Origin of the sequence: Micromonospora sp. 15K316, from assembly GCF_004348525.1 — a bacterium.
In the GTDB taxonomy this organism is placed as follows: Bacteria; Actinomycetota; Actinomycetes; order Mycobacteriales; family Micromonosporaceae; genus Micromonospora.
The window spans coordinates 1-22,255 of the sequence record NZ_SMKG01000095.1 but is presented as its reverse complement, the minus strand read 5'-3'; the positions used below and the strand labels follow the sequence as shown (position 1 = coordinate 22,255).

Annotated in this window: 17 protein-coding genes and 2 pseudogenes; 6 read left to right on the top strand and 13 right to left on the bottom strand. The window is 71.9% G+C overall.

The features are described from left to right. From E1211_RS33465 to E1211_RS18775, 3 genes and pseudogenes are all read left to right on the top strand, one after another. A pseudogene (locus E1211_RS33465) lies at window positions 1–445 on the top strand (hypothetical protein); the annotation flags it as partial. A gap of 251 nt (window positions 446–696) precedes the next feature. After that, window positions 697–2,427 carry a DEAD/DEAH box helicase gene (locus E1211_RS18780; RefSeq protein ID WP_132350306.1) on the top strand — a complete coding sequence of 577 codons (1,731 nt, stop codon included), beginning with the start codon at window positions 697–699 and terminating at the stop codon, window positions 2,425–2,427. 127 nt (window positions 2,428–2,554) lie between these two features. Next, on the top strand, window positions 2,555–3,184 hold the full coding sequence (locus E1211_RS18775; RefSeq protein ID WP_243709591.1) for a putative glycolipid-binding domain-containing protein: 630 nt from the start codon (window positions 2,555–2,557) through the stop codon (window positions 3,182–3,184). 33 nt (window positions 3,185–3,217) lie between these two features. Here the strand turns inward: E1211_RS18775 and E1211_RS18770 are convergent, their stop codons facing one another. Then, window positions 3,218–3,676 carry an Lrp/AsnC family transcriptional regulator gene (locus tag E1211_RS18770; RefSeq protein ID WP_132350305.1) on the bottom strand — a complete coding sequence of 153 codons (459 nt, stop codon included), beginning with the start codon at window positions 3,674–3,676 and terminating at the stop codon, window positions 3,218–3,220. Between the two features lie 268 nt (window positions 3,677–3,944). On the opposite strand from E1211_RS18770, the gene E1211_RS18765 reads away from it, so the two are divergent. Next, window positions 3,945–4,211 (top strand): BldC family transcriptional regulator, encoded by a 267-nt coding sequence (locus E1211_RS18765; protein WP_132350304.1) that lies wholly within the window; start codon window positions 3,945–3,947, stop codon window positions 4,209–4,211. 82 nt (window positions 4,212–4,293) lie between these two features. Here E1211_RS18765 and E1211_RS18760 read toward each other — a convergent pair whose 3' ends face one another. From E1211_RS18760 to hemL, 9 genes are all read right to left on the bottom strand, one after another. Further along, window positions 4,294–4,923 (bottom strand): UbiX family flavin prenyltransferase, encoded by a 630-nt coding sequence (locus E1211_RS18760; protein ID WP_132350303.1) that lies wholly within the window; start codon window positions 4,921–4,923, stop codon window positions 4,294–4,296. A 19-nt stretch (window positions 4,924–4,942) separates the two neighbouring features. Next, entirely contained in the window at window positions 4,943–5,854 is a 912-nt protein-coding gene (mqnP, locus tag E1211_RS18755; RefSeq protein WP_132350302.1) for a menaquinone biosynthesis prenyltransferase MqnP, read from the bottom strand. Then, window positions 5,854–7,314 (bottom strand): menaquinone biosynthesis decarboxylase, encoded by a 1,461-nt coding sequence (locus E1211_RS18750; RefSeq protein ID WP_132350301.1) that lies wholly within the window; start codon window positions 7,312–7,314, stop codon window positions 5,854–5,856. The genes mqnP and E1211_RS18750 overlap by 1 nt, the downstream gene beginning before the upstream one ends. 341 nt (window positions 7,315–7,655) lie before the next feature. Then, complete coding sequence (gene ccsB, locus E1211_RS18745) at window positions 7,656–8,645, bottom strand: c-type cytochrome biogenesis protein CcsB (protein ID WP_132350300.1); 990 nt, start codon at window positions 8,643–8,645, stop codon at window positions 7,656–7,658. Next, window positions 8,645–10,309: a cytochrome c biogenesis protein ResB gene (locus E1211_RS18740; protein ID WP_132350299.1), complete on the bottom strand. Its 1,665-nt coding sequence runs from the start codon at window positions 10,307–10,309 to the stop codon at window positions 8,645–8,647. Before E1211_RS18740 ends, ccsB begins: the two co-directional genes overlap by 1 nt. Beyond that, window positions 10,309–11,163: a cytochrome c biogenesis CcdA family protein gene (locus tag E1211_RS18735; protein ID WP_132350298.1), complete on the bottom strand. Its 855-nt coding sequence runs from the start codon at window positions 11,161–11,163 to the stop codon at window positions 10,309–10,311. The genes E1211_RS18740 and E1211_RS18735 overlap by 1 nt, the downstream gene beginning before the upstream one ends. Then, window positions 11,163–11,741, bottom strand: coding sequence for a TlpA disulfide reductase family protein (locus tag E1211_RS18730; protein ID WP_132350297.1), 579 nt, complete (start codon window positions 11,739–11,741; stop codon window positions 11,163–11,165). The genes E1211_RS18735 and E1211_RS18730 overlap by 1 nt, the downstream gene beginning before the upstream one ends. Further along, complete coding sequence (locus tag E1211_RS18725) at window positions 11,741–12,388, bottom strand: histidine phosphatase family protein (RefSeq protein WP_132350296.1); 648 nt, start codon at window positions 12,386–12,388, stop codon at window positions 11,741–11,743. Before E1211_RS18725 ends, E1211_RS18730 begins: the two co-directional genes overlap by 1 nt. A gap of 5 nt (window positions 12,389–12,393) precedes the next feature. Continuing rightward, a complete protein-coding gene (gene hemL / locus E1211_RS18720) occupies window positions 12,394–13,731 on the bottom strand; it encodes a glutamate-1-semialdehyde 2,1-aminomutase (RefSeq protein WP_132350295.1) in 1,338 nt (445 codons plus the stop codon). 139 nt (window positions 13,732–13,870) lie between these two features. Here hemL and E1211_RS18715 point away from each other — a divergent pair, with 139 nt between their 5' ends. Next, on the top strand, window positions 13,871–14,206 hold the full coding sequence (locus tag E1211_RS18715; protein WP_132350294.1) for an STAS domain-containing protein: 336 nt from the start codon (window positions 13,871–13,873) through the stop codon (window positions 14,204–14,206). 151 nt (window positions 14,207–14,357) lie between these two features. On the opposite strand, the gene E1211_RS18710 is transcribed toward E1211_RS18715, so the two are convergent. After that, window positions 14,358–14,912, bottom strand: coding sequence for a two-component system response regulator (locus E1211_RS18710; RefSeq protein WP_132350293.1), 555 nt, complete (start codon window positions 14,910–14,912; stop codon window positions 14,358–14,360). Beyond that, window positions 14,909–19,273, bottom strand: a complete 4,365-nt coding sequence (locus E1211_RS18705) for a HAMP domain-containing protein (RefSeq protein WP_132350292.1) — start codon at window positions 19,271–19,273, stop codon at window positions 14,909–14,911. The genes E1211_RS18710 and E1211_RS18705 overlap by 4 nt, the downstream gene beginning before the upstream one ends. Before the next feature lie 181 nt (window positions 19,274–19,454). On the opposite strand from E1211_RS18705, the gene E1211_RS18700 reads away from it, so the two are divergent. Continuing rightward, window positions 19,455–21,521, top strand: a complete 2,067-nt coding sequence (locus tag E1211_RS18700; RefSeq protein ID WP_132350291.1) for a SpoIIE family protein phosphatase — start codon at window positions 19,455–19,457, stop codon at window positions 21,519–21,521. Between the two features lie 143 nt (window positions 21,522–21,664). Here the strand turns inward: E1211_RS18700 and E1211_RS18695 are convergent. Then, window positions 21,665–22,255: pseudogene (locus E1211_RS18695) on the bottom strand (FAD-binding oxidoreductase); the annotation flags it as partial.

The window sequence follows — 22,255 nt, the reverse complement described above, 5'->3', positions numbered from 1 at the left end:
GCCCGGCCCCATGCCGGCGCCGCCGTTCCCACCACCCCCGTCGACCTCGTGGTCGGCGGCGTCCACCGCACCCGCCTCGACGCCGCCCGGCGCTGGTGGTCGCACCGGCGGCGCCCCACTGAGCGGCGGTACGGGCGGAGCCCGCGCCGGGCGGTACGACGGTGGGCCGGATCTGGCCGGCACGGTCTACGGCGGCAGCTCCACCGAGGGGGCGGGCTTCACGACCATCGCGCTGCCGAACAACGCGGTGGAGAACTCCGGCTCGCTGACCGGGCACATCCTGGCCCAGGGCTGGGTGGAGACCCCGGCCGAACGGTCGCGCAACACCCGGGTGGTGGTGGTCCTCGCCACGGCCCTCGGCCTGCTCGTGTTGATCAGCGTGCTGGTCGTGCTGGTCGCCGGTGACGCCGTCGACGGCCTCATCGGCAACGTGCTCAACAGCTGAGCGCCGCGGCCACCCGCCCGCGCGCACCGGGCTCGCGCCGGGCTCCTGATCGATGAGCAGCAGGCCGGGCGGTGAGCCCGCCCACTGCGGTTTCCGCCTGGGTGGCGACTCGCCGTGGTCGCCGTACACTTGTTGTGATCATTCACCCGGTGCGCGTCCTGCGCACCCCATGGGCGGTCTTGCGGGCGATTCGCGCGGCGTCGAGCTGCGGCGGGCCATCGCGAAGATGCGCCCCGCTCGAAAGGCACTTCTTGTCCACCTTTGCTGACCCCAGCACGTTTCCGTCCGCTTTCGCCGCTCCACCCGCCGACGACCAGCCCACCCGCGAGGAGCCCGCGGAGCAGGCCACCCCGGCCGCCGCCGTTGCGGACTTCGCCGCGCTCGGCCTGCCCGAGCCGCTGGTCCGCGCACTCGCCCGGCAGGGCATCACCACCCCGTTCGAGATCCAGCGCGCCACCCTCCCGGACGCCCTCGCCGGCCGGGACGTGCTCGGCCGCGGGCAGACCGGCTCCGGCAAGACCCTCGCGTTCGGCCTGCCGCTGCTCGCCCGGGTCGCGGCCGGGGAGCGGGCCCGACCGCTGCACCCGCGCGCCCTCGTCCTGGTCCCGACCCGGGAACTGGCCATGCAGGTCAACGACGCCCTGCTGCCGCTGGGCAAGGCGGTCGGCGTGTTCCTCAAGACCGCCGTCGGCGGGGTGCCGTACGACCGGCAGATCGACGCGCTGCGTCGCGGGGTGGAGATCGTCGTGGCCACCCCCGGCCGGCTCGGCGACCTGATCGAGCGGGGGGTCTGCCGTCTCGACGACGTCGAGACCACCGTGCTCGACGAGGCCGACCAGATGGCCGACATGGGCTTCCTGCCCGAGGTCACCGAGCTGCTCGCGAAGACCCCGACGGGCGGGCAACGGCTGCTCTTCTCGGCCACCCTCGACGGCGACGTGGACGCGCTGGTCAAGCGGTTCATGACCGACCCGGTCACCCACTCGACCGCACCGCCGACCGCCGCCGTGTCCACCATGGACCACCACGTGCTGCTCATCCCGCCGCAGGACAAGTTCCCGGTGGTGGCGTCGATCGCCGCCCGCGCGGGCCGGACCATGGTCTTCGCCCGTACCCAGCTCGGCGTGGACCGGCTGGTCGGCCAGCTCGCCGCAGTGGGCGTACGGGCCGGCGGTCTGCACGGCGGCAAGACCCAGCGGATGCGTACGCGCACCCTGGCCGAGTTCCGCGAGGGCCGGATGAACGTGCTGGTCGCCACCGACGTGGCCGCGCGGGGCATCCACGTCGACGGGGTCTCCCTGGTCCTGCACGTCGACCCGCCGAAGGACCCGAAGGACTATCTGCACCGGGCGGGACGGACCGCCCGCGCGGGCGAGTCCGGCGCGGTCGCCACGCTGGTGCTGCCGAAGCAGCGCCGCACCACCCTCGCCATGCTGGAGAAGGCCGGCGTCGAGCCGGCGGAGACCCGGGTCCGGGCCGGTGACCCCACGCTCGCCGAGCTGACCGGCGCGCGGGAGCCGAGCGGCGTACCGGTGCGCGACGAGCCGGAGGAGTTCCGCCGTCCGGGTGGGCGCAGCGGTGGCCAGCGCCGCTTCGGTGACCGGCCGGAGCGCCGCTTCGGCGAGCGCGGTGGCGAGCGACGGTACGGCGACCGCCCGCGCGGCGAGCGCCGCTCCGACGGGCGGGACGAGCGTTCCGGGCACCGGACGACGGATCGGCCCCGCGACGAGCGGCGCTTCGGCGACCGCGACGAACGGCGTTACGGCGACCGCCCGCAGGGCGAGCGCACGTACGGCGACCGCCGGCACGGCGACCGGCCCCAGGGCGAGCGCCCGTACGGCGACCGCCGGTACGCCGACCGGGCCGGTGACGTCCGGGGCGAGCGGCGGGGCGGTTTCCGGGCGGAGGGCCGGGGTCGTGACGACCGGCCGCGCGACGAGCGCCGTGGCTACGGCGACCGGGCACCCGCCCGCACCCACTGAGAGTCGTCGGGCCGGACGGGATTCACCGCCGGCATCGACGCACCCGAACGCCGCTGCGGAGCTCACGCTCCGCGGCGGCGTTCGCGCATGTGCTGCCGGCGACGGTCCGGTCGCGTACCGTCGGCTCATGCCGAGCATGCCGAAGTCGCTCTTCTGGACCCGGACGGACACGGCCGGCGCCGAGCACGCCCTCTTCGACGACGGTCAGGGGCTGGCGGCCTGCGGCACCATGCTCGCCGTCGACCCGGTTCAGTGGACCGGCCGCTACCGGGTCGACACCGATCCGGAGTGGGCGACCACCCGCGTCGAGATCGAGGTGCAGGGGACGGGCTGGCTGCGCAGCGTACGGCTGGAGCGGGCGGCCGGCCGATGGCGCGTGACCACCGCCGAGCAGGGTGACCTGGACGCGGCGCTGGCGGCGGCGGGGTACGCCCCGGCCGGGCTGCCCGGCACCGACGATCCGGACCGGCTGGCCGACGCGCTCGACGTCGACCTCGGCGGCTCGCCGCTGTTCAACGCGCTGCCGGTGCACCGGCTCGGGCTGGCCGCCGGTCCGGCCGACCGGTCGCACCGGATCACCGTCGCCTGGGTGCTGATGCCGAGCCTGATGGTGGTCGCCGCCGAGCAGGTCTACACGTCGCTCGGGCCGGGCCGGGTCCGGTTCGCGAGCGACACCTACACCGCCGACATCGACCTCGACAACGAGGGGTACGTGCTGCGCTACCCGGGGCTCGCCGAGCGGATCGACCCGCGTTGAGGCGGATCGCCGCCTGCCGGTGGTGGGATGGGCTCAGACGGCGGGTGGGCTGACCGGCCGCGGGCGGTTCTCCCACTTGGTGGAGAGCGCTATGCCCGTCCGGGTGGAGGCCACTCCCGGTGTCCGGTTCAGCCGCACGATCAGCTGCTCCAGCTCGGCGATGGTGCCGACGCGCGCCTTCAGCAGGAACGACTCGACCCCGGCCATGAAGTAGCAGGACTCGATCTCGGGCATGTTCCGGAACGCGGCCAGGACGTCGTCCGTGTCGGCGCCGGAGTCCTCCACGATGCCGATGAGCGCGGTCACGCCCAGCCCGACCGCCTCCGGCTCGACGTCGGCCCGGTAGCCCCGCAGCACGCCCCCGGCCTCCAGCTTGCCGACCCGCTCGTGAACGGCGGGCGCGGAGAGGCCGACCTGGCGCGCGAGCTCGGCGTACGAGAGCCGGGCGTTGGTGCGCAGCAGGTCCACGAGGTTGAGGTCGATCGCGTCCACGGATGGTGACCCTAGCTCGTCGGGCGTAACGCGAGGACTCCGGCATCCGTTGCACATGACAAGAGGCCACAGTTCACGTACGTACGGTCAAAGGAGCGCATCGCCGGTACCATTGACTAACTTCCCACTCAGTGCGTTTTTCGCGTTTGGCGGACAGGCCAGGTCGCTGGTGCTGTAATTGCCATACGTCCCTCATGACGGCTCTGGGCTCGCACCAGCCGGGGGCAGTGTGTTCAGCCGGGGGCTTCGTCGACGCGAGGAGGGGGCTGTGGACACTGGAGATCGCCTGCTGACACCGGGTGAGGTCGCCGCGCTGTTTCGGGTAGACCCGAAAACTGTGACGAGATGGGCGGCGGCGGGCCGGATCGGCAGCATCCGGACTCCAGGCGGGCATCGCCGGTTTCGGGAATCCGAGGTGCGGGCCCTGCTTGAAGGGGAGGGCATGCTGGACGAGACCGACGAGACGGGCAGGCCGCGCAACACCGGCCCGGCCGCCTCGACCGGCCCCGGTCCGGCGAACGCCGGCATGTACTGAGTTTGGTGCGAGGTCACCACGTGAGCCGGGGCCAGGGCGGCGCCCGGTTCGCGTACCACCCGCGGCCCGGTGGCCGGCGACGTCAGTCCCGGGCCGCGCCGAGCTCACCCGACCAGCGGCGGAAGAGCGTGTGCGGTACGCCCAGAGCGTCCAGCACCTTGCCCGCGACGAAGTCGACGAGCTGCTGGGCCGAGGCGGAGGCCCCGGCCCCGTAGAAGCCGGGGCTGGCGGGCAGCACCACCGCGCCGGCATCGTGCAACGCGATCAGGTGCTCGAGGTGGCTGCGGGTCACCGGTGTCTCCCGGGGCACCACCACCACCGGACGGCGCTCCTTGAGGTTCACCTCCGCCGCCCGTTGCAGCAGGTCCTTGGAGAGGCCGATCGCGATGCCCGCGCAGGCCGCGGTGCTCGCCGGCACCACCGCCATCCCGCGTACCCGGTACGAGCCGCTGCTCGGCCCTGCGGCGAGGTCACCCGCGGGCCAGTGCCGCACGTCGGCGTCGGCCAGGTCCCGGTCGAGCCAGCCGGCGAGGTCGTCGCCCCAGTGCGCGTCCCGGAACGGGCGGCCGGTCTCGTCGAGCAGGGTGAGCCGGGCGGCGCGTGACACGATCAGGTCGACCGGCTCGCCCGCGTCGAGCAGCCCCCGGATGACGGCCGCCGCGTAGGGCGTACCGGACGCGCCGGAGACACCGACCACCCACGGCTCACGCATAGCGTCCCGCCTCACCCGGTCACGGCCGCAGGCCGAGCCGGACCACCAGGTCGAGCAGGGCGAAGACGAAGAGCGCGATGCCGACGAACCCGTTCGCCGTGAAGAACGCCCGGTTGACCTTGCTGAGGTCGGTCGGGCTGACCACCACGTGCTGGTACGCGAAGGCGGCCGCGGTCAGCACCAGGCCGATCCACCAGAGCCAGCCGAAGCCGACCAGCGCCCCGAACCACAGGAAGAGAGCGAACGTCACCACGTGCGCGACGGTCGAGGCGTGCAGCGCGAAGCGCGCGCCGTACCGGGCGGGGACGCTGTGCACCCCGATCTGCCGGTCGACCTCGATGTCCTGGCAGGCGTAGATCAGGTCGAAGCCGCCGATCCAGAGGCCGACCGCCGCGCCGAGCAGCCAGGCCGGCCCGGAGCCGTCGAAGGTGCCGGTGACGGCGAGCCACGCGCCGACCGGCCCGACCGCCTGGGCGATCCCGAGGATGGCGTGCGGCCAGTTGGTGAACCGCTTGCCGTACGGGTAGACGACCAGCGGCACCACGGCGAGCGGGGCGAGCGCCAGGCAGAGCGGGTTGAGCAGCGCGGCGGCGGCCAGGAAGACCACGAGCGCGACCACCGCGCCGGTCCAGGCCGTCCGTACGCTCACCGCTCCGGTGACCAGCTCCCGCTTGGCGGTACGCGGGTTCCGCGCGTCGATCCGCCGGTCGAGGATCCGGTTGGCGGCCATCGCGAACGTCCGCGCCCCGACCATCGCGATGGTGATCAGCAGCAGGTCGAGCCAGCGCACCCGCCCGCCGTTGACCTGCATCGCGGTGAGCGCGGAGAGGTACCCGAAGGGCAGCGCGAAAACCGAGTGCTCGATGGTGACCAGCCGGAGGAAGGACTTGACCCGGCCCGGACGTTCCACCGGCGCGTCGAGAACCGCCATCAGATCTCGTACTCCTTCCAACGCTTGTCGACCAGGGAGACCACCTCGGGGGACATCCGCATCTCCTCCGGCCAGCCCCGGGTGTAGCCCTCCTCGGGCAGCTTGCGGGTCGCGTCGATGCCCGCCTTGCCTCCCCAGAACTGCTGGTACGACGAGTGGTCGAGGTGGTCCACCGGCCCCTCGGTGAGCATCAGGTCGCGGGCGTAGTCGACGTTGCCGAACGCGCGGAACGCCACCTCGTTGTAGTCGTGCACGTCGCAGTCCTCGTCGACGATCACGATCAGCTTGGTGAGTGACATCAGGTGCGCGCCCCAGATCGCGTTCATCACCTTCTGCGCGTGCTTCGGGTAGCGCTTGCGGATCGACACGATCGCGCAGTTGTGAAAGACGCCGGCGGCCGGCAGGTCGTAGTCGACGATGTCCGGGATCAGCAGCTTGAGCAGCGGCTGGAAGATCCGTTCGGTGGCCTTGCCGAGGCCGTGGTCCTCCTGCGGCGGCTTCGACGTGATGATCGAGTGGTAGACCGGGTCACGCTGCATGGTCATCGTCTCGACGTGCAGCACCGGGAACGGCTCGACCGGGGTGTAGAAACCGGTGTGGTCGCCGAAGGGCCCCTCCGGCAGCCGCTCGCCGGGCTCCAGGTAGCCCTCCAGCACGACCTGCGCGTTCGCCGGCACCTGGAGGGGCACGGTGAGGCAGTCCACCATCTCGACCCGCTCGCCGCGCAGGAAGCCGGCGAAGAGGTATTCGTCGATGTCACTGGGGAGCGGCGCGGAGGCCGCGTACGACACCACCGGGTCGCAGCCGATCGCCACCGCGACCGGCAGGCGCTGGCCGAGTCGCTCCGCGACCGCGTGGTGCGCCGTCGAGTCCTTGTGGATCTGCCAGTGCATGCCGAGGGTGTTGCGGGAGTGCTGCTGGAGCCGGTAGAGGCCGAGGTTGCGCTTGCCGGTCTCCGGGTGCTTCGTGTGGGTCAGCCCGAAGTTGTGGAAGATCCCCCCGTCGCCAGGCCACACCTGGAGGCCGGGGAGCCGGTTCAGGTCGACGTCGTCGCCGCGGTAGACCACCTGCTGGCAGGGCGCGGTCTTCACCTTGCGCGGCGGCAGCGACTTGAGCTGCATGACCTTGCCGAGCCCCTCGCGGATGCCCGACCAGCCGACCGGAAGCTCCGGCTTGATCAGCTCACCGATCCGCGCCCCGACCTCGTCGAGCGACTCGACGCCCAACGCCATCGCCATCCGCTTCTCGGTGCCGAAGAGGTTGATCGCCACCGGCATCTCACCACGGGTCGGGCGCTCGAAGAGCAGCGCCGGCCCGCCCGCGCGGACCGTGCGGGTGACGATCTCGCTGATCTCCAGGGTCGGGTCGACCGGGACGCTCACCCGCCGCAGTTCGCCCGCGCGCTCCAGGGCCGCGATGAAGTCCTTGAGATCGGTGTACGGGAAGCCACGAGCCGCCATGCCCGCCAGTCTCCCGCACCGGGGCTCCGACCGTCCCCACCGGGTCCGTGATGTCGCGAGTCCGGTGTGCGTTCCGCCCCAGCACGCCGTCGATCGGGCGAAGTAGGCGGTGCCCGCGGGCAGCATGCATCGGCCCCGCAGCAGAGCGACGGAGATCGCCGGCGGCGTGATCGACTCGACATCCTTGAAGTCGCGGTAACCAACCGCGTGTACACCCCGACTTCCATGAAGTCGAGTCGATCAAGCCGCGCGAGCGCGAACGGGCCGGGCGGACCGGACCGGGCGAGCCGGACCGGGCGAGCCGGACCGGGCGAGCCGGACCGCGCGTGCCAGGCCGGGCGTCAGAGGCCGCCGTAGGAGTGCAGGCCGGTGAAGAAGATGTTCACGCCGAACAGGTTCATCAGCATGGTGAAGAAGCCGAGCACGGCGATCCAGGTCGCCACGTTCCGCTTGACGCTCGGGGTGGCCCGGGCGTGCAGGTAGCCCGCGTACACCACCCAGGAGATGAACGCCCAGGTCTCCTTCGGGTCCCAGCCCCACGGCCGGCCCCAGGCCGCCTCGGCCCAGATCGCCCCGGCGATCACCGCGAACGTGAAGATCGGGAACGAGAAGGCGTGCAGAACGAAGGTGAGCCGCTCCAACGCGGCCGCCGCCGGCAGCCGCTTGGCCAGCGTGTACGGGAAGCTGCGCTTGCCCGCCTCGTACCCGCGGCGCATCAGGAACGCCACCGCCGGGACCACACCGAGCAGGAAGATGCCGGAGCTGAAGACGATTGTCGCGACGTGGACCACGAACCAGTACGAGTTCAGCGCCGGGACCAGCGGCACCACCGGCACGTAGAGCACCAGCTCGGCGGTCGCCACCAGCAGCACCATCACCAGCGTGAGGAAGAGGCCGAGCTTGCGCAGCGACGGCCGCTTGGCGAGCACCACCAGCCAGGCGGCGACACCGATGAAGGTGACCGTGAGCACGAACTCGTACATGTTGCCCCAGGGCATCCGGTCGGCGGCGACGCCGCGGGTGACCAGAGCGACCAGGTGCAGCAGAGCGGCGACCACGGTGGCCACGACGGCGACCAGACCGGCCAGCCGGGCCCGACCGGCCGCGCGGCCGGCCACAGGCGCCACCGGCGGCGTCGGCTCGGTGGACTTGAGGATCGTCCCGCCGGGCGCACCGGCACCGGCGCCCACCAGTTCCCGCTCCCGCACGGGTGCCGAGACGGCGGCCCGGACCCGGGCGTTGCCGAGAGCGAACTCGACGGCGTGACTGATCATCGCGACCAGGTACGCCAGGATCGCGAACGTCACCAGCTGGTCGGAGAGTGCGGACATCAGTCGGTCCCTTCCCGCGTCCCGGCCCGATCGCTTCCGTCGCGATCCGTGCCGGCCGGCTCGTCCGGTCGCCCGTCACCGCTGACCGCGGCGACGAGCTGCGCGAACTCGTCGGCGAACCCTGGATAGTCGGTGCGCGGCAACCCACCGGCCTCGACCAAACTACTACCGCTCGTCGGAGTTTCGCCCGTGGGGTCCGGGGATCCACCGGACGTCACCCGGAAGAAGACCCGACGGCGCCGACCGAAGAGTGACCCCATCAGCCCGGCCAGCAGGAAACCGCAGCTCACCAGGAGCACGCCCGAGCCGGGGTCGTGCCGGACGGAGAGGGTGATGTAGCGCCGGGTGCCGAGGAACTCGACAGTGCTGCCGTCGTCGAGCTTCCAGCTCTCGCCCGGCTTGAGCACCTTGTCGCCGACCTGCTTGACCTTGCCCGTGCGGATCTGCCGCTGGTCGAGCTGGTAGACCGAACCGGGGATGCCGGCGTCCAGACCGAGGTTGCCCCGGTACGCGACCAGGTTGAGCATCGGCTTGCGCTCGGTCGGGTACTCCGACCGCACGTACGGCGGGGCGTCCGGCGCGGTCGGCAGGTAGAGCCCGGTGAAGGCCATCTGCAGGTTCGAGTCCCGCTTGCCGGTCTTCGGGTCGAGGTTGGCGTCCGGGAAGGCGGCCATCCCCTCGCTGGTCAGGCCCATGTCACCGGTCGTGAGGAACGGCTCGATGCTGGTCTGGCTGCGCCCGTAGCGGTCGGTGTAGCGGATGATCGGGGCGTATCCGTGGCCGAGCAGGTACATGTTCGCGCCGTCGAGCCGCAGCGGCGAGTTGACCGAGAAGTCGGCCGCCCGGGTGGCCTTGCCGGGTTCGTCGACGGTCACCGCGGCGTTGAAGGACGCCGGCTGCCCGGATTCGAGGAACCGGGCGTCGAACCGGTCCAGGGTCACGCAGAAGCCGGGCAGGTTGCCGGTGTCCACGCGCGGGCCGAGCTTCGCCTCGGCGTACTGCTGGCGGGTGTTGCAGAAGGACTTGTCCTCGCCGGCGACGAGCAGCCGGTTGCCGCTCCAGCCGTACCAGTGGCCGAGCGCGACGCCGGCCAGGACGACCACCAGCGAGGTGTGGAAGATCAGGTTGCCGGTCTCCTTGAGGTACCCCTTCTCGGCGGAGACCTCGTTGCCCCGGACCGTCACCCGCCAGCGGCGCCGGCGCAGCACCTCGGCGATCGCCGCCACGCCGCCGGCCGGGAGGGGCAGCACCGAGTGCTGCGGGAGCCGGTCGAGTCGCTTCGGCGCGACCGGCGGCTTCGACCGCAGGGCCCGGATGTGGTCGCGCAGCCGCGGCGTGATGCAGCCGATCAGTGAGGTGAAGAGCAGCAGGTAGATCGCCGAGAACCAGACCGAGCCGAAGACGTCGAAGCCACCGAGCTGATCCAGCCGCGGGGCCAGGTCGGGGTGCTCGGTGAAGTACTCGTTGACCTTCTCCGGGCTGACGTTGCGCTGCGGGAGCACCGACCCCGGGATCGCCGCGATCGCCAGCAGGAAGAGCAGCACCAGCGCCGTACGCATGCTGGTCAGCTGCCGCCACGAGTTGCGCAACAGGGCCAGCAGGCGGTTCGGGCGGCGACGGGGCGCCTCGGCCGGGGTGGCGGGCCGCTCGTCCAGGATGGTCATCAGATGCTCACCTCACCAACGCCGACGGTGGTCTGGAGCCAGATCACGACGTTCGTCCAACCGCCGGTGACCAGCGCGAGGCCGATCACGATCAGCAGGGCGCCGCCGACCCGGGTGACCCAACGGCTGTTGCGGCGGATGGCGCGGAAGACCCCGAGCAGGCGCTGGAAACCCAACCCGAAGACGACGAACGGTATCCCCAGCCCCAGGCAGTACGCCACGGCCAGCACCACGGCCCGGTCGAGCTGCCCGGTGGTCATGGCCATCCCGGTGACCGCGGCGAGCGTCGGGCCGACGCACGGCACCCAGCTGAGCGCGAAGACCGCGCCGAAGACCGGCGCACCGAGCAGGCCGGCGGCCGGGAGCCGGTGGATCCGGAACTCGCGTTCCATGCCGGGGACGACGCCGACGAAGGCCAGCCCCAGCAGGATGATCAGCGCGCCGATGACGATCTCCAGCGTCCGCTCGTACGCGAAGAAGACCTTTCCCACGCTGGCGAAGAGGACAGCGGTGGCGGTGAAGACGACTGTGAAACCGGCGATGAAGAGCAGCGTCCCGGCGAGCACCCGGCCCTTGACCGCGGCCACCGCGCTGCGGGTCGGGCGGCGCACCGCGACACCCACCCCGCCGGCGAAGTCGCCGCCGTCCGGCGCGTCGACACCGCTGACCGGCGGCGCCTGCCGCGCTCGGCCCTCCAGGTCGGCCCCGGCGAGTCCGGTGACGTACGAGAGATAGCCGGGGACCAGCGGAAGCACGCACGGCGAGAGGAAGCTCACCAGGCCGGCGAGCGCGGCCGCGCCGATGGCGAGCAGCAGCGGCCCGGAGAGGGCGACCTGCCGGAACGTCTCGCCCATCAGTTCGGACCGCTGGTCGGCTGCTCGGCGGCGATCCGCTCGACTATCGGCTTCAGGCCCTCCTGCTTGACCGCAGCGCGGATCACCACGGCGATCCGGCCCTCCCGGTCCAGCACCACCGTCGCCGGAATGGTGTTCGGCGGGATGTCCAGCGCGAGCGCCATCCGGCTGGCCGGGTCGAAGAGGCTCTGGTAGGTGACCCCGAAGCTCTCCTCGAAGGCGAGCGCCTTGTCCTTGTTGTCCTGGATGTTGATGCCCAGGAAGGTCACCCCGGAGGCCTTGGTCGCCTGGTAGGTGGCCTCCAGGTCGTCGGCCTCCGCCCGGCACGGCGCGCACCACGAACCCCAGAAGTTGAGCACCACCACCTGGCCTCGGGCCTGGGAGACGTCGTAGCTCCCGCCGGTGAGCAGCTCACCGGCGACCTTCGGGGGCGCCGACCGCTGGTCGGGCGCGCACTCGATGACGCCTTCCGGGGAGGTACCGCAGGCCTTCTCCTCGCTGGGCGAGGTGCAGCCGACGAGCGCCACCGCGGCGACGGTGGCGAGCAGACCGGCGGTCCACCTCCGGGCGCGCGTCATCAGGCCCCCTTGGCCGTCCGGGCGGTCGGCGACATGGCGACCAGGTGCGCGGCGGGTTCGGTGTAGCCGATGCCGGCCACCTTCGCCCCGTCGAAGTGGAACGAGGTGAGGCTGGCCAGGGAGCACTGCCGCCGGCGCGGATCGTGCCAGAGCCGCTTGCGCTCGACGTACCGCCGCAGGGTCCAGATCGGCAGCTGGTGCGAGACCAGCACCGCCTCGCGCCCCTCGGCGGCGATCCGGGCGGCGTGCAGCGCGGCGAACATCCGCTCCGCGATCGCCTGGTACGCCTCGCCCCAGGACGGGGTGATCGGGTCGCGGAGCACCCACCAGTTGCGGGGGTCCCGGAACGAGCCGTCGCCCGGGGAGACCCGCTTGCCCTCGAACCAGTTGGCGCTCTCGATGAGCCGCTCGTCCACCCCGACCGGCAGCCCGAACTGCCCGGCGATGGGCTCGGCGGTCTGCTGCGCACGCTCCAGCGGGCTGGCGACGACGTGCACCACGTCCCGCTCGGCGAGCCCCTGCGCGGCGGCCTTGGCCATCTGCACACCGAGCTCGGAGAGGCGGAAACCGGGCAGCCGCCCGTAGAGAATCTTGTCCGGGTTGTGCACCTCACCGTGCCGGAGCACGTGAACGACCGTCCTGCTCACCGCACCTACCCCCCGTGACCTGCCGCTGCCGCTGCCCGCGCCGCGCTCGGCAGCGCCGAGGCGATCTGCTCGAACGCGGCGTCGTCCAGCGCCGCCGAGACGAACCAGGACTCGAACGCGCTCGGCGGCAGGTAGACACCCGCGGCGAGCATGGCGTGGAAGAACGCCTTGAATGCCGGCACGTGCTGCGTCCGCGCGCTGTCGTAGTCGACCACGTCGGCGTCGGTGAAGAAGATCGAGAACATGCTGCCCGCGTGCGACAGCCGGTGCGGGACCCCCGCGGCGGCCAGGGCGTCGGACGCCAGCTTGCCCACGAAGGCGGCCGTGTCGTCCAGCCTGCGGTAGAGCGCGTCGTCGGCCAGGCGCAGGGTCGCCAGGCCGGCCGCGCAGGCCAGCGGGTTACCGGAGAGCGTGCCGGCCTGGTAGACCGGCCCGGCCGGGGCGAGTCGGGCCATGATCTCCGCGCGGCCGCCGAACGCCGCCGCGGGCAGGCCGCCGCCCATGACCTTGCCGTACGTCCAGAGGTCCGCGTCCGACGGGTCGAGACCGTGCCAGCCGGAGCGGGAGACCCGGAACCCGGTCATCACCTCGTCGACGACGAGCAGCGCGCCGTGCGCGTGCGCGATGCGGGCCAGCTCCTGGTTGAAGCCGTCGCGCGGGGCGACCACGCCCATGTTGCCGGCGGCCGCCTCGGTGATGATCGCCGCGATGTGCTGCCCCTCGGCGGCGAAGGCCTCCTCCACCGCGCGCAGGTCGTTGTACGGCAGCACGATGGTCTCGCTCGCCGCCGCGCCGGTGACGCCGGACGAGTCGGGCAGACCGAGGGTGGCCACGCCGGAGCCGGCGGCGGCGAGCAGCGCGTCCACGTGCCCGTGGTAGCAGCCGGCGAACTTGACGATCTTGGATCGGCCGGTGAAGCCCCGGGCCAGCCGGATCGCCGACATGGTGGCCTCGGTGCCGGAGTTGACCAGCCGGACCTGCTCGACCGGGGTCCGGTCGACGATCTCGGCGGCCAGGTCCACCTCACCCGGCGTCGGCGTGCCGAAGCTGGTGCCCCGGGCGGCGGCGGCCTGCACGGCGGCGACCACCTCCGGGTGGGCGTGACCGAGGATCAGCGGGCCCCAGGAGCAGACCAGGTCGACGTAGCGCCGGTCGTCGGCGTCGTAGAGCCACGGGCCCTCCCCCCGGACCATGAAGCGCGGGGCGCCACCGACGGCACGGAAGGCGCGCACGGGAGAGTTCACCCCGCCCGGCACGATGGCGCGGGCGCGGTCGAACAGGGCCTCGGAGGCCGGCGCGTCGGCCGGGTAGCGGCCGGATCCGGCGGAAAAGGTATCGGTCACGATGCCGCCATTGTGTCAGCGCCGGCAGGCGAACCGGCAGGCACCCCGGCCTGGGGTTACCCGGCTCACCCGGGAAACGGATGGCGGGGCGACGACTCCTCGGCGGGCCGGGTCGATCAGATCGGGTTAGGCTGGCCCGGTGGATCGCGCCGAACTGTCCATCACGCTACACCGGGCGGGCGACGAGGCCGTGCTGCGTCTCGCCGGTGAGATCGACATGCTCACGGCCGCCCAGCTCTCGACCGTCGTGAACGAGGTGCTCACCGAGCCGCCGGCCCGGATCGTGCTCGACCTCGCCGGGGTGACCTTCTGCGACTCGCAGGGCCTGGGCACGCTGGTCGTCCTCAGCCGTAAGGCGAGTCACGCGCAGAGCCTCCTGGTCCTCACCCACGTGGGCGATTTCCTGCTCCGCGTCCTGGACATCACCGGTCTCCGCTCGGCCCTGATGATCCGCAACGACCAGCCCGCCAGCTGACCCACCCCACCTCTCCCCCGGCCGCCCCACGCGGACCTCGCTGTTGATCATGAAGTTATTGCCACTCGACGCCCTATTTGTCCGCAATAACTTCATGATCAACGCCAAGACCGGCCGGGGCCGGATCGCCGTGGCAGGAGGAGGGCGGGGGTTAGGTCGGGGTGCCCCAGCGGGCCTGTTCCAGCAGCTCGACGGCGCGGTCGCGGGCGTCCGGGTCGCCCCCGCGGAGCAGGGCGGTCGCCTCGTCGACCGCGTCGGTCAACATCCGCCACTGGTTGTCCCGCTCCCGCACCAGGTCCGACTGCGCGGCGAGCTGCCGGGTCTTGACCCAGAGCTCCACGAAGACGGAGACCTTGGCGCGCAGCACCCAGGGGTCGAACGGCTTGGTGAGGTAGTCGACCGCGCCGACCTGGTAGCCGCGCAGAGCCAGCTGGGCGTCCCGGTCGGCGGCGGTGAGGAAGATGATCGGTACGTGGCGGGTCCGCTCACGGCGCTTGATGTGGCCCGCCGTCTCGAAGCCGTCCATGTCCGGCATCTGGGCGTCCAGCAGGATCACCGCGAAGTCGTCCACGAGCAGCTGCTTGAGCGCCGCCTCACCGCTCTCCACCGCCACCGCCTGGACCGGCAGGCCCTGGAGGATCGCCTCCAGGGCCATCAGGTTCTCCCGACGGTCGTCCACGAGCAGCGCCTTGGCCATCTGGGTCACGAGTTCTCCTCGGTCCGGCTGCCGCTGATCCAGGACGACATGAGTTCGATCAGCTCGTCCAGGTCCACCGGCTTGGTGATGTAGTCGCTGCCACCGGCCGCGAGGGCCGACTCCCGGTCGCCCGGCATCGCCTTCGCGGTCAGGAAGACGATGGGCAGGTCCGCGAACCGGTGGTTCCGGCGGATCTGCCGAGTCGTCTCGTACCCGTCCTGGTCGGGCATCATGGCGTCCATCAGCACGATGTCCACCTCCGGGTGCTCGGCGAGCAGGCGGACGCCGTCCGCCCCGTTGTCCGAGTACAACACGGTCATCCCGTGCAGTTCCAATGCGCTCGTCAGGGCGAAGACGTTCCGGACGTCGTCATCGACGATCAACACGGTCGCCCCGTCGAGCCGCCGGCTGACCGGGGCCGCGGACGGCTCGGGCACCTCCAGCGGCGGCATGAGCAGCGACGACGGCAGTCCGGCCCGGGCCGGCGACGGCGGGAGCGGAGCCACCACCGCGTCCGGCGCCAGTACGTCCGGGACGAAGAGCGTGAAGGTCGAGCCCTGTCCCGGCGCCGAGGTGACGGTGATCGTGCCGCCGAGCAGGCGGGCCAGGTCGCGGCTGATCGACAGGCCGAGACCCGTCCCGCCGTACCGGCGGCTGGTCGTACCGTCCGCCTGCTGGAACGCCTCGAAGATGATCGACAGCTTGTCGTCCGAGATGCCGATGCCGGTGTCGATCACGGTGAACGCGATCACCTGCCGCGCGTTGGTCAACGTCGGCACGTCGAAGATCGCGCTCTCCGCCGCCGGGGCAATCCGCAGCGTCACCGCGCCGTTGTCGGTGAACTTCACCGCGTTCGAGAGCAGGTTGCGGAGGATCTGCTGCAGCCGCTGCGCGTCGGTGACCACCGACCCCGGCAGCTCCTTGCTGACCCGCACCTGGAAGTCGAGCCCCTTCTCCTCCGCCTGCGGGGCGAACGCCTGCTCGACATAGCCCCGGATGTCGCCGAACCGGACCTCCGTCGGCTCGACGTCCATCCGGCCCGCCTCGATCTTGGACAGGTCGAGGATGTCGTCGATCAGCGAGAGCAGGTCGGAGCCGGCGCCGTGAATGGTCCGGGCGAACTCGATCTGCTTCGGCGTCAGGTTCTGCTCCGAGTTCTCCGCCAGCAGCCGGGCGAGCAGCAGCAGCGAGTTCAACGGCGTACGCAGTTCGTGGCTCATGTTCGCCAGGAACTCCGACTTGTACGCCGAGGCGCGGGTGAGCTGCTGCGCCTTCTCCTCCAGCCCCAGCCGGGCGAGCTCGATCTCCCGGTTCTTGACCTCGATGTTGCCCTTCTGCTCGGAGAGCAGCGTGGCCTTCTCCTCCAGCTCCGCGTTGGTCCGCTGAAGCTCGGCCGACTGCTCCTGGAGCTCGTGCGCGAGCCGCTGCGACTGGGCCAGCAGCTCCTCCGTACGCCGGTTGGCCTGGATGGTGTTGACCGCGATGCCGATGGTGAGCACCAGCCGCTCCAGGAACGACAGGTGCAGCTCGGAGAAGGGGACCACGCTGGCGAACTCGATCACACCGAGCAGCTCGCCCTCGAAGAGCACGGGGAGTACCACGAGGTCGGCCGGGGGCGTGCTGGCCAGCCCGGAGCGCAGCGTCAGCGAGCCGTCCGGCGCGGTGCTGACCCGGATGGTCCGGCGGGAGAGCGCCGCCTGGCCGACCAGCCCCTCACCCGGCCCGAACGTGACGTCGTGCCCGCGGGCCACGTACCCGTAGGAGGCGGTGAGCCGCAGCCGCATGCTCCCGTCGGAGTTGTCCACCAGGAAGAACGCGCCGAGCTGCGCGTCGACCAGCGGAGTCACCTCCACCATGATCATGCGGCAGACCTCGCCGAGGTCGCGCTGCCCCTGGAGCAGACCGCTGATCCGGACGAGGTTCGAGTCCAACCAGCCCTGCTCGGCGTTCTTCTTGGTCGTCTCCCGGAGGGTGACGATCATCTGGTTGATGTTGTCCTTCAGCTCGGCGACCTCGCCCTGCGCCTGGACGTTGATCCGCTGGGTCAGGTCCCCCCGAGTGACGGAGGTCGAGACCTCGGCGATGGCCCGCAGCTGGGTGGTCAGCGTGGAGGCGAGCTGGTTGACGTTCTCGGTGAGGTCGCGCCAGGTGCCGGAGACCCCCTTCACCTGGGCCTGACCACCGAGCTTCCCCTCGATGCCGACCTCCCGGCCGACCCGGGTCAACTCGTCGGCGAACGACGACAGCTGATCCACCATCGTGTTGACCGTGTTCTTCAGCTCCAGGATCTCGCCCTGCGCGTCCACGGTGATCTTCTGGCCCAGGTCACCCTTCGCCACCGCAGTGGTGACCGAGGCGATGTTGCGCACCTGGCCGGTGAGGTTCGACGCCATCGAGTTCACGTTGTCCGTCAGGTCCCGCCAGGTACCCGAGACTCCCTTCACCTGGGCCTGACCACCCAGCTTGCCCTCGGTACCCACCTCGCGCGCGACCCGGGTCACCTCGTCGGCGAAGGACGACAGCTGATCCACCATCGTGTTCACGGTGTTCTTCAGCTCCAGGATCTCGCCCTGCGCGTCCACCGTGATCTTCTGCGACAGGTCACCCTTCGCCACCGCCGTCGAGACCTGGGCGATGTTGCGCACCTGCGCCGTCAGGTTCGACGCCATCGAGTTCACGTTGTCCGTCAGGTCCCGCCAGGTACCCGCGACGCCGCGCACCTGGGCCTGACCGCCGAGCTTCCCCTCGGTACCCACCTCCCGGGCCACCCGGGTCACCTCGTCGGCGAAGGACGAGAGCTGGTCGACCATCGTGTTGACCGTCGACTTCAGCTCCAGGATCTCGCCCCGGGCGTCCACGGTGATCTTCTGCGACAGATCGCCCTTCGCCACCGCAGTGGTGACCGAGGCGATGTTGCGCACCTGACTGGTCAGGTTCGACGCCATCGAGTTCACGTTGTCCGTCAGGTCCCGCCAGGTGCCCAGGACTCCCTTCACCTGGGCCTGACCACCCAGCTTGCCCTCGGTACCCACCTCACGGGCCACCCGGGTCACCTCGTCGGCGAAGGACGACAGCTGATCCACCATCGTGTTCACGGTGTTCTTCAGCTCCAGGATCTCGCCCTGCGCGTCCACCGTGATCTTCTGCGACAGGTCACCCTTCGCCACCGCCGTCGAGACCTGCGAGATGTTCCGCACCTGCGCCGTCAGGTTGCCGGCGAGCTGGTTCACGTTCTCCGTGAGGTCCCGCCACGTGCCGGAGACGCCGCGCACCTGCGCCTGACCACCGAGCTTCCCCTCGATGCCCACCTCACGGGCCACCCGGGTCACCTCGTCGGCGAAGGACGACAGCTGATCCACCATCGTGTTCACGGTGTTCTTCAGCTCCAGGATCTCGCCCTGCGCCGCCACCGTGATCTTCTGCGACAGGTCACCCTTCGCCACCGCCGTCGAGACCTGGGCGATGTTGCGCACCTGCGCCGTCAGGTTCGACGCCATCGAGTTGACGCTGTCGGTCAGGTCCTTCCAGGTACCCGCCACGTTCGGCACTTCCGCCTGGCCGCCGAGCTTCCCCTCGGTACCCACCTCCCGGGCCACCCGGGTCACCTGCTCCGCGAAGAGCCGCAGCGTGTCAGTGAGCGAATTCATCGTGTCGGCCAGCTCGGCGACCTCGCCGCGCGCCCCGACGGTGATCTTCTGCGACAGGTCACCCTTGGCGACCGCCCGCGCCACCTGGGAGATCGACCGAACCTGACCGGTCAGGTTCGACGCCATGGTGTTCACCGAGTCGGTGAGGTCCTTCCAGGTGCCGGCGACGCCCCGAACGTCGGCCTGGCCACCCAGCTTGCCCTCGGTGCCCACCTCGCGGGCCACCCGGGTCACCTCGTCCGCGAACGACGACAGCTGATCCACCATCGTGTTGACCGTGCGCCCGATGCGCAGGTACTCGCCGCGCAGCGGCCGCCCGTCGATCTCCAGCGCCATGTGCTGGGAGAGATCGCCGTCGGCGACCGCGACGATCACCCGGGCGATCTCGGTGCTCGGCCGGCCCAGGTCGTCGATGAGCGAGTTGACCGCCCGGTTCCCCTCGGCCCAGGAGCCGTCCAGCCCCTCCTCGTCCAGGCGCTCGGTGAGTCGGCCGTCGCGGCCCACGACCCGGCTGATCCGCCGCAGGTCGAGGTACTGCCGCTCCTGGAGCGAGACCACCTCGTTGAAGGCGTCCGCGACCTCCCCGGCCCGCCCGGCGCGTCTGGGCAACCGCACCTTGAGATCACCGCGGCGCACCCGCCGCAGCGCCTCGGTCAGTTCATCGAGGAGTGCCTCGTGGTCGGGCGCGGAGGATTCCGCCACCGACTGCTTCACCGTGGTCATTCTTCCTCGTCTCAGCTCGGGGGCCACCGGCTCGTGCCGAGATGCCGGCCATCCCATATTGTGCCCGCGAACGCGCTGTTGCCAGGCCGCGTGGACACCCGCCACGCCCCGGGAGCACGGTGGGCGGCGCCGATGTGAGGGCGGGTTGGCAGTCGCCGGGGTGGCGGTGGAGGATACGAGAGTGTCGGCGGAGACGAGGCCCGCGACGGCCGGGGGCCCGGACGGGCACGTCCGGCGAGTCCGACTGCCCGCCGATCGACGTACGCCCGCGGCGGCGCGTGCCCTCGTCCGCTCGGTGCTGACCGAGGCACAGCTGGACGAACTGCTCAACGAGGCCCTGCTGCTCACCACCGAGCTCACCACGAACGCCGTGGAACACGCCGGGACAGAGCTGGACATCGAGGTCACCGCCGATGAGATCGGGCTGACCGTCACGGTCTCCGACTTCGCGTCCGGCCCCGTCGAGGAGCTGATCGTCGGCGTACGCAACGAGGCCGACGAGATCACCGAGGTGGCCGAGCGCGGCCGGGGCCTGCTCCTCGTCGACCACTTCGCCAGCCGGTGGGGCACCACCTACCTCCCCACCGGCAAGGGTGTCTGGTTCCGGCTCGACCGGTCGGGGAGCGTCGACGCCGGGCCGGACGCCGCCGCCGCGCACGGCACGGCGAGCGGCGACGCGCGACCGGCCAACTCCGCCCCGAGCGCCGCCGCGGTGAGCGAGCTGATGAAGATCAGCCCCGACGCGTACGCGGACGACCCGCTGCCGGACTTCGCCACGAACCTGCTCAGCGGGGTCGCCGAGATGGTCGGCGCGGCCGGCGGACTGATCCGGTTGGACCGGGGCGACGGCACGGGGCCGCAGGTGCTGGCCCGTTACGGCCGGCAGCCCCGCACCGGGAACGAGCTGCTCCACGTGCCGTTGACCGTGCACCGCCCGTACGCCGGTGAGCTGGAGCTGGACGCCGCGCCGTCGGCGTACGCCCGGCCGCTGGCCGTGCTCGCGGCCGAGCGGTTGTCGCTGCACCTGGAGAACGACCGGCTGCGCCGGGCCGACGTACGCCGGCAGGCCTGGCTGACGTTCCTCGCCGAGGCGAGTGAGCTGCTCGCCCAGTCGCTGGACGTCGAGTTGACCATGGCGCTCGTTCCACAGCTGGTGGTGCCCCGGCTCGGCCAGTGGTGCGCGGTGCACACGACCGACGAGTGGGGGCGGCTCCGGCTCGCGGCGGCCAGCCACGCCGACGAGTCGGTCCTGCCGCAGCTGCACAAGGTGCTCGCCGAGACCGGCCCCGACTCGGTCCAGGCCCGGCTGCGCGAGGCGTCCCGCAGCGCCGCGCAGGTGCCGCTGGGCGGACCGATGGAGGGGTTCGCCGTCCCGCTGATCGCCCGGGGCCAGCGGCTGGGGACCCTGGCCGTCGGCCGGCACCAGCGGCACCGGCACGACCCGGACGAGGTCGCGGTGCTCGAGGACGTCGCCCGCCGGGCCGCGTTGGCGATCGAGAACGCCCGGATCCACGCCGAGCGCCGCCGGGTGGCGCAGACGCTGCAACAGTCGCTGCTGCCGCCCGTACTGCCGGTGGTCGAGGGGATCGGCTTCGCCGCCGAGTACGTACCCACCGGTGGCGACGCCGACGTGGGCGGCGACTTCTACGACGTGGTGCCGCTGCCGGACGGGCGGTGGCTCGTGGTCATCGGGGACGTCTCCGGCAAGGGCGTGCAGGCCGCCGCGGTCACCGGGCTGGTCCGGGACGTCATCCGGGTGCTGGTCGGCGACGGCAAGCCGCTGCCCGAGGTGCTCACCCGTCTCAACGAGACGCTTGTCGAGCGGGGCGGCGGGCGGTACTGCACGCTGGCGCTGGCGGCGGTCGGCCCGGTCGACGGCGGCCGGCTCGACGTCTCCCTGCACCTCGCGGGCCACGACCGGCCGGTGCTGCTGCGCGGCGGGGGCGGTGGCGGCTTCGTCGGCACCGGGGGCACGGCGCTCGGGCTGCTCGACCGGATCAGTACGCCCACCGCCGAGGTGCCGCTGGCCCCGGGCGACGCGCTGGTCTTCTACACCGACGGTGTCACCGAACGGCGGCGCGGCCGGGAACTGTTCGGCACCGAGCGGCTGCGCGAGGCCGCCGCGCCGCTGGCCGGCTACTCGGCCGACGTGGTCGCCGCCCGGCTGCGCGCCACCGCGCTCGGCTTCTCGGTCGAGGCGCCGCGCGACGACATCGCGATCCTCGTCCTGCGCAACGAAGCGACCTGACCGGCCCGCCGACCGCCCGACCAGGACCGGACCGGCCCGCCAGCCGCCTCGCGTCGCTTGATCGACTCGCCTTCCTTGAAGTCGGGGCATCCCTCGCCGCGGACACCCCGACTTCATTGACCGCGAGTGGATCAAAGGGCGGGTCAGCCGCCGCCGGGGAGGCGGCCCGGGGCAAGTCGGTGGTGCGGGTCGAGGTGCGCCTTGGCGGCGCGCAGCCGGGGCAGCCCGGTCAATTCCCCCCAGAGGTCGACCGCGCGGCGCACCGGAGTGGGCGCCGACAGGACCACGCACCGCCCCTTGCGCGCCAGCAGCACGCCCCGGACGGCGGCCAGGATCGAGGCGACCCGGTCGGTGGGGGGTGACCCGGGCAGCGCCGCGTGCACCACGCCGAGCCCGGCGGAGCCGCGTACGGGCACCGGAGCGCCGGCCGCGTCACGCAGCGCGTAGACGGCCGCGTGCAGGTCGGTGATCGGCACTTCGATACGCAGCGCGGTGTCGCCCGGCCCGAACGGGTAACGCCGCCACCACGGCGGGGCGGAGTGGGTGACCAGTGCGCCGTCGAGAAGGGACACCAGGCGTTCGGCCCGCTCGACGGCGTCCGCCGGGCCGCCTTCGAGCAGCACCACCACGCTGCCCGCCCGGGCGGGGGCGTTCGACCGCCCGGCCATCGAGGGGTGCCGCGCCCGGGCCACGGCGGCCGGGTCGGCCGGGTCGATCGGGCGGCGGGGCCGGGG

Excerpts from the sequence above, each read along its gene's own strand:
- E1211_RS18740 (WP_132350299.1), bottom strand. The coding sequence starts at position 10,309 with ATGACCATCCTGGACGAGCGGCCCGCCACCCCGGCCGAGGCGCCCCGT.
- E1211_RS18730 (WP_132350297.1), bottom strand. The coding sequence starts at position 11,741 with ATGACGCGCGCCCGGAGGTGGACCGCCGGTCTGCTCGCCACCGTCGCC.
- E1211_RS18735 (WP_132350298.1), bottom strand. The coding sequence starts at position 11,163 with ATGGGCGAGACGTTCCGGCAGGTCGCCCTCTCCGGGCCGCTGCTGCTC.
- ccsB (WP_132350300.1), bottom strand. The coding sequence starts at position 8,645 with ATGTCCGCACTCTCCGACCAGCTGGTGACGTTCGCGATCCTGGCGTAC.
- E1211_RS18750 (WP_132350301.1), bottom strand. The coding sequence starts at position 7,314 with ATGGCGGCTCGTGGCTTCCCGTACACCGATCTCAAGGACTTCATCGCG.
- E1211_RS18705 (WP_132350292.1), bottom strand. The coding sequence starts at position 19,273 with ATGACCACGGTGAAGCAGTCGGTGGCGGAATCCTCCGCGCCCGACCAC.
- mqnP (WP_132350302.1), bottom strand. The coding sequence starts at position 5,854 with ATGGCGGTTCTCGACGCGCCGGTGGAACGTCCGGGCCGGGTCAAGTCC.
- E1211_RS18775 (WP_243709591.1), top strand. The coding sequence starts at position 2,555 with ATGCCGAGCATGCCGAAGTCGCTCTTCTGGACCCGGACGGACACGGCC.
- E1211_RS18760 (WP_132350303.1), bottom strand. The coding sequence starts at position 4,923 with ATGCGTGAGCCGTGGGTGGTCGGTGTCTCCGGCGCGTCCGGTACGCCC.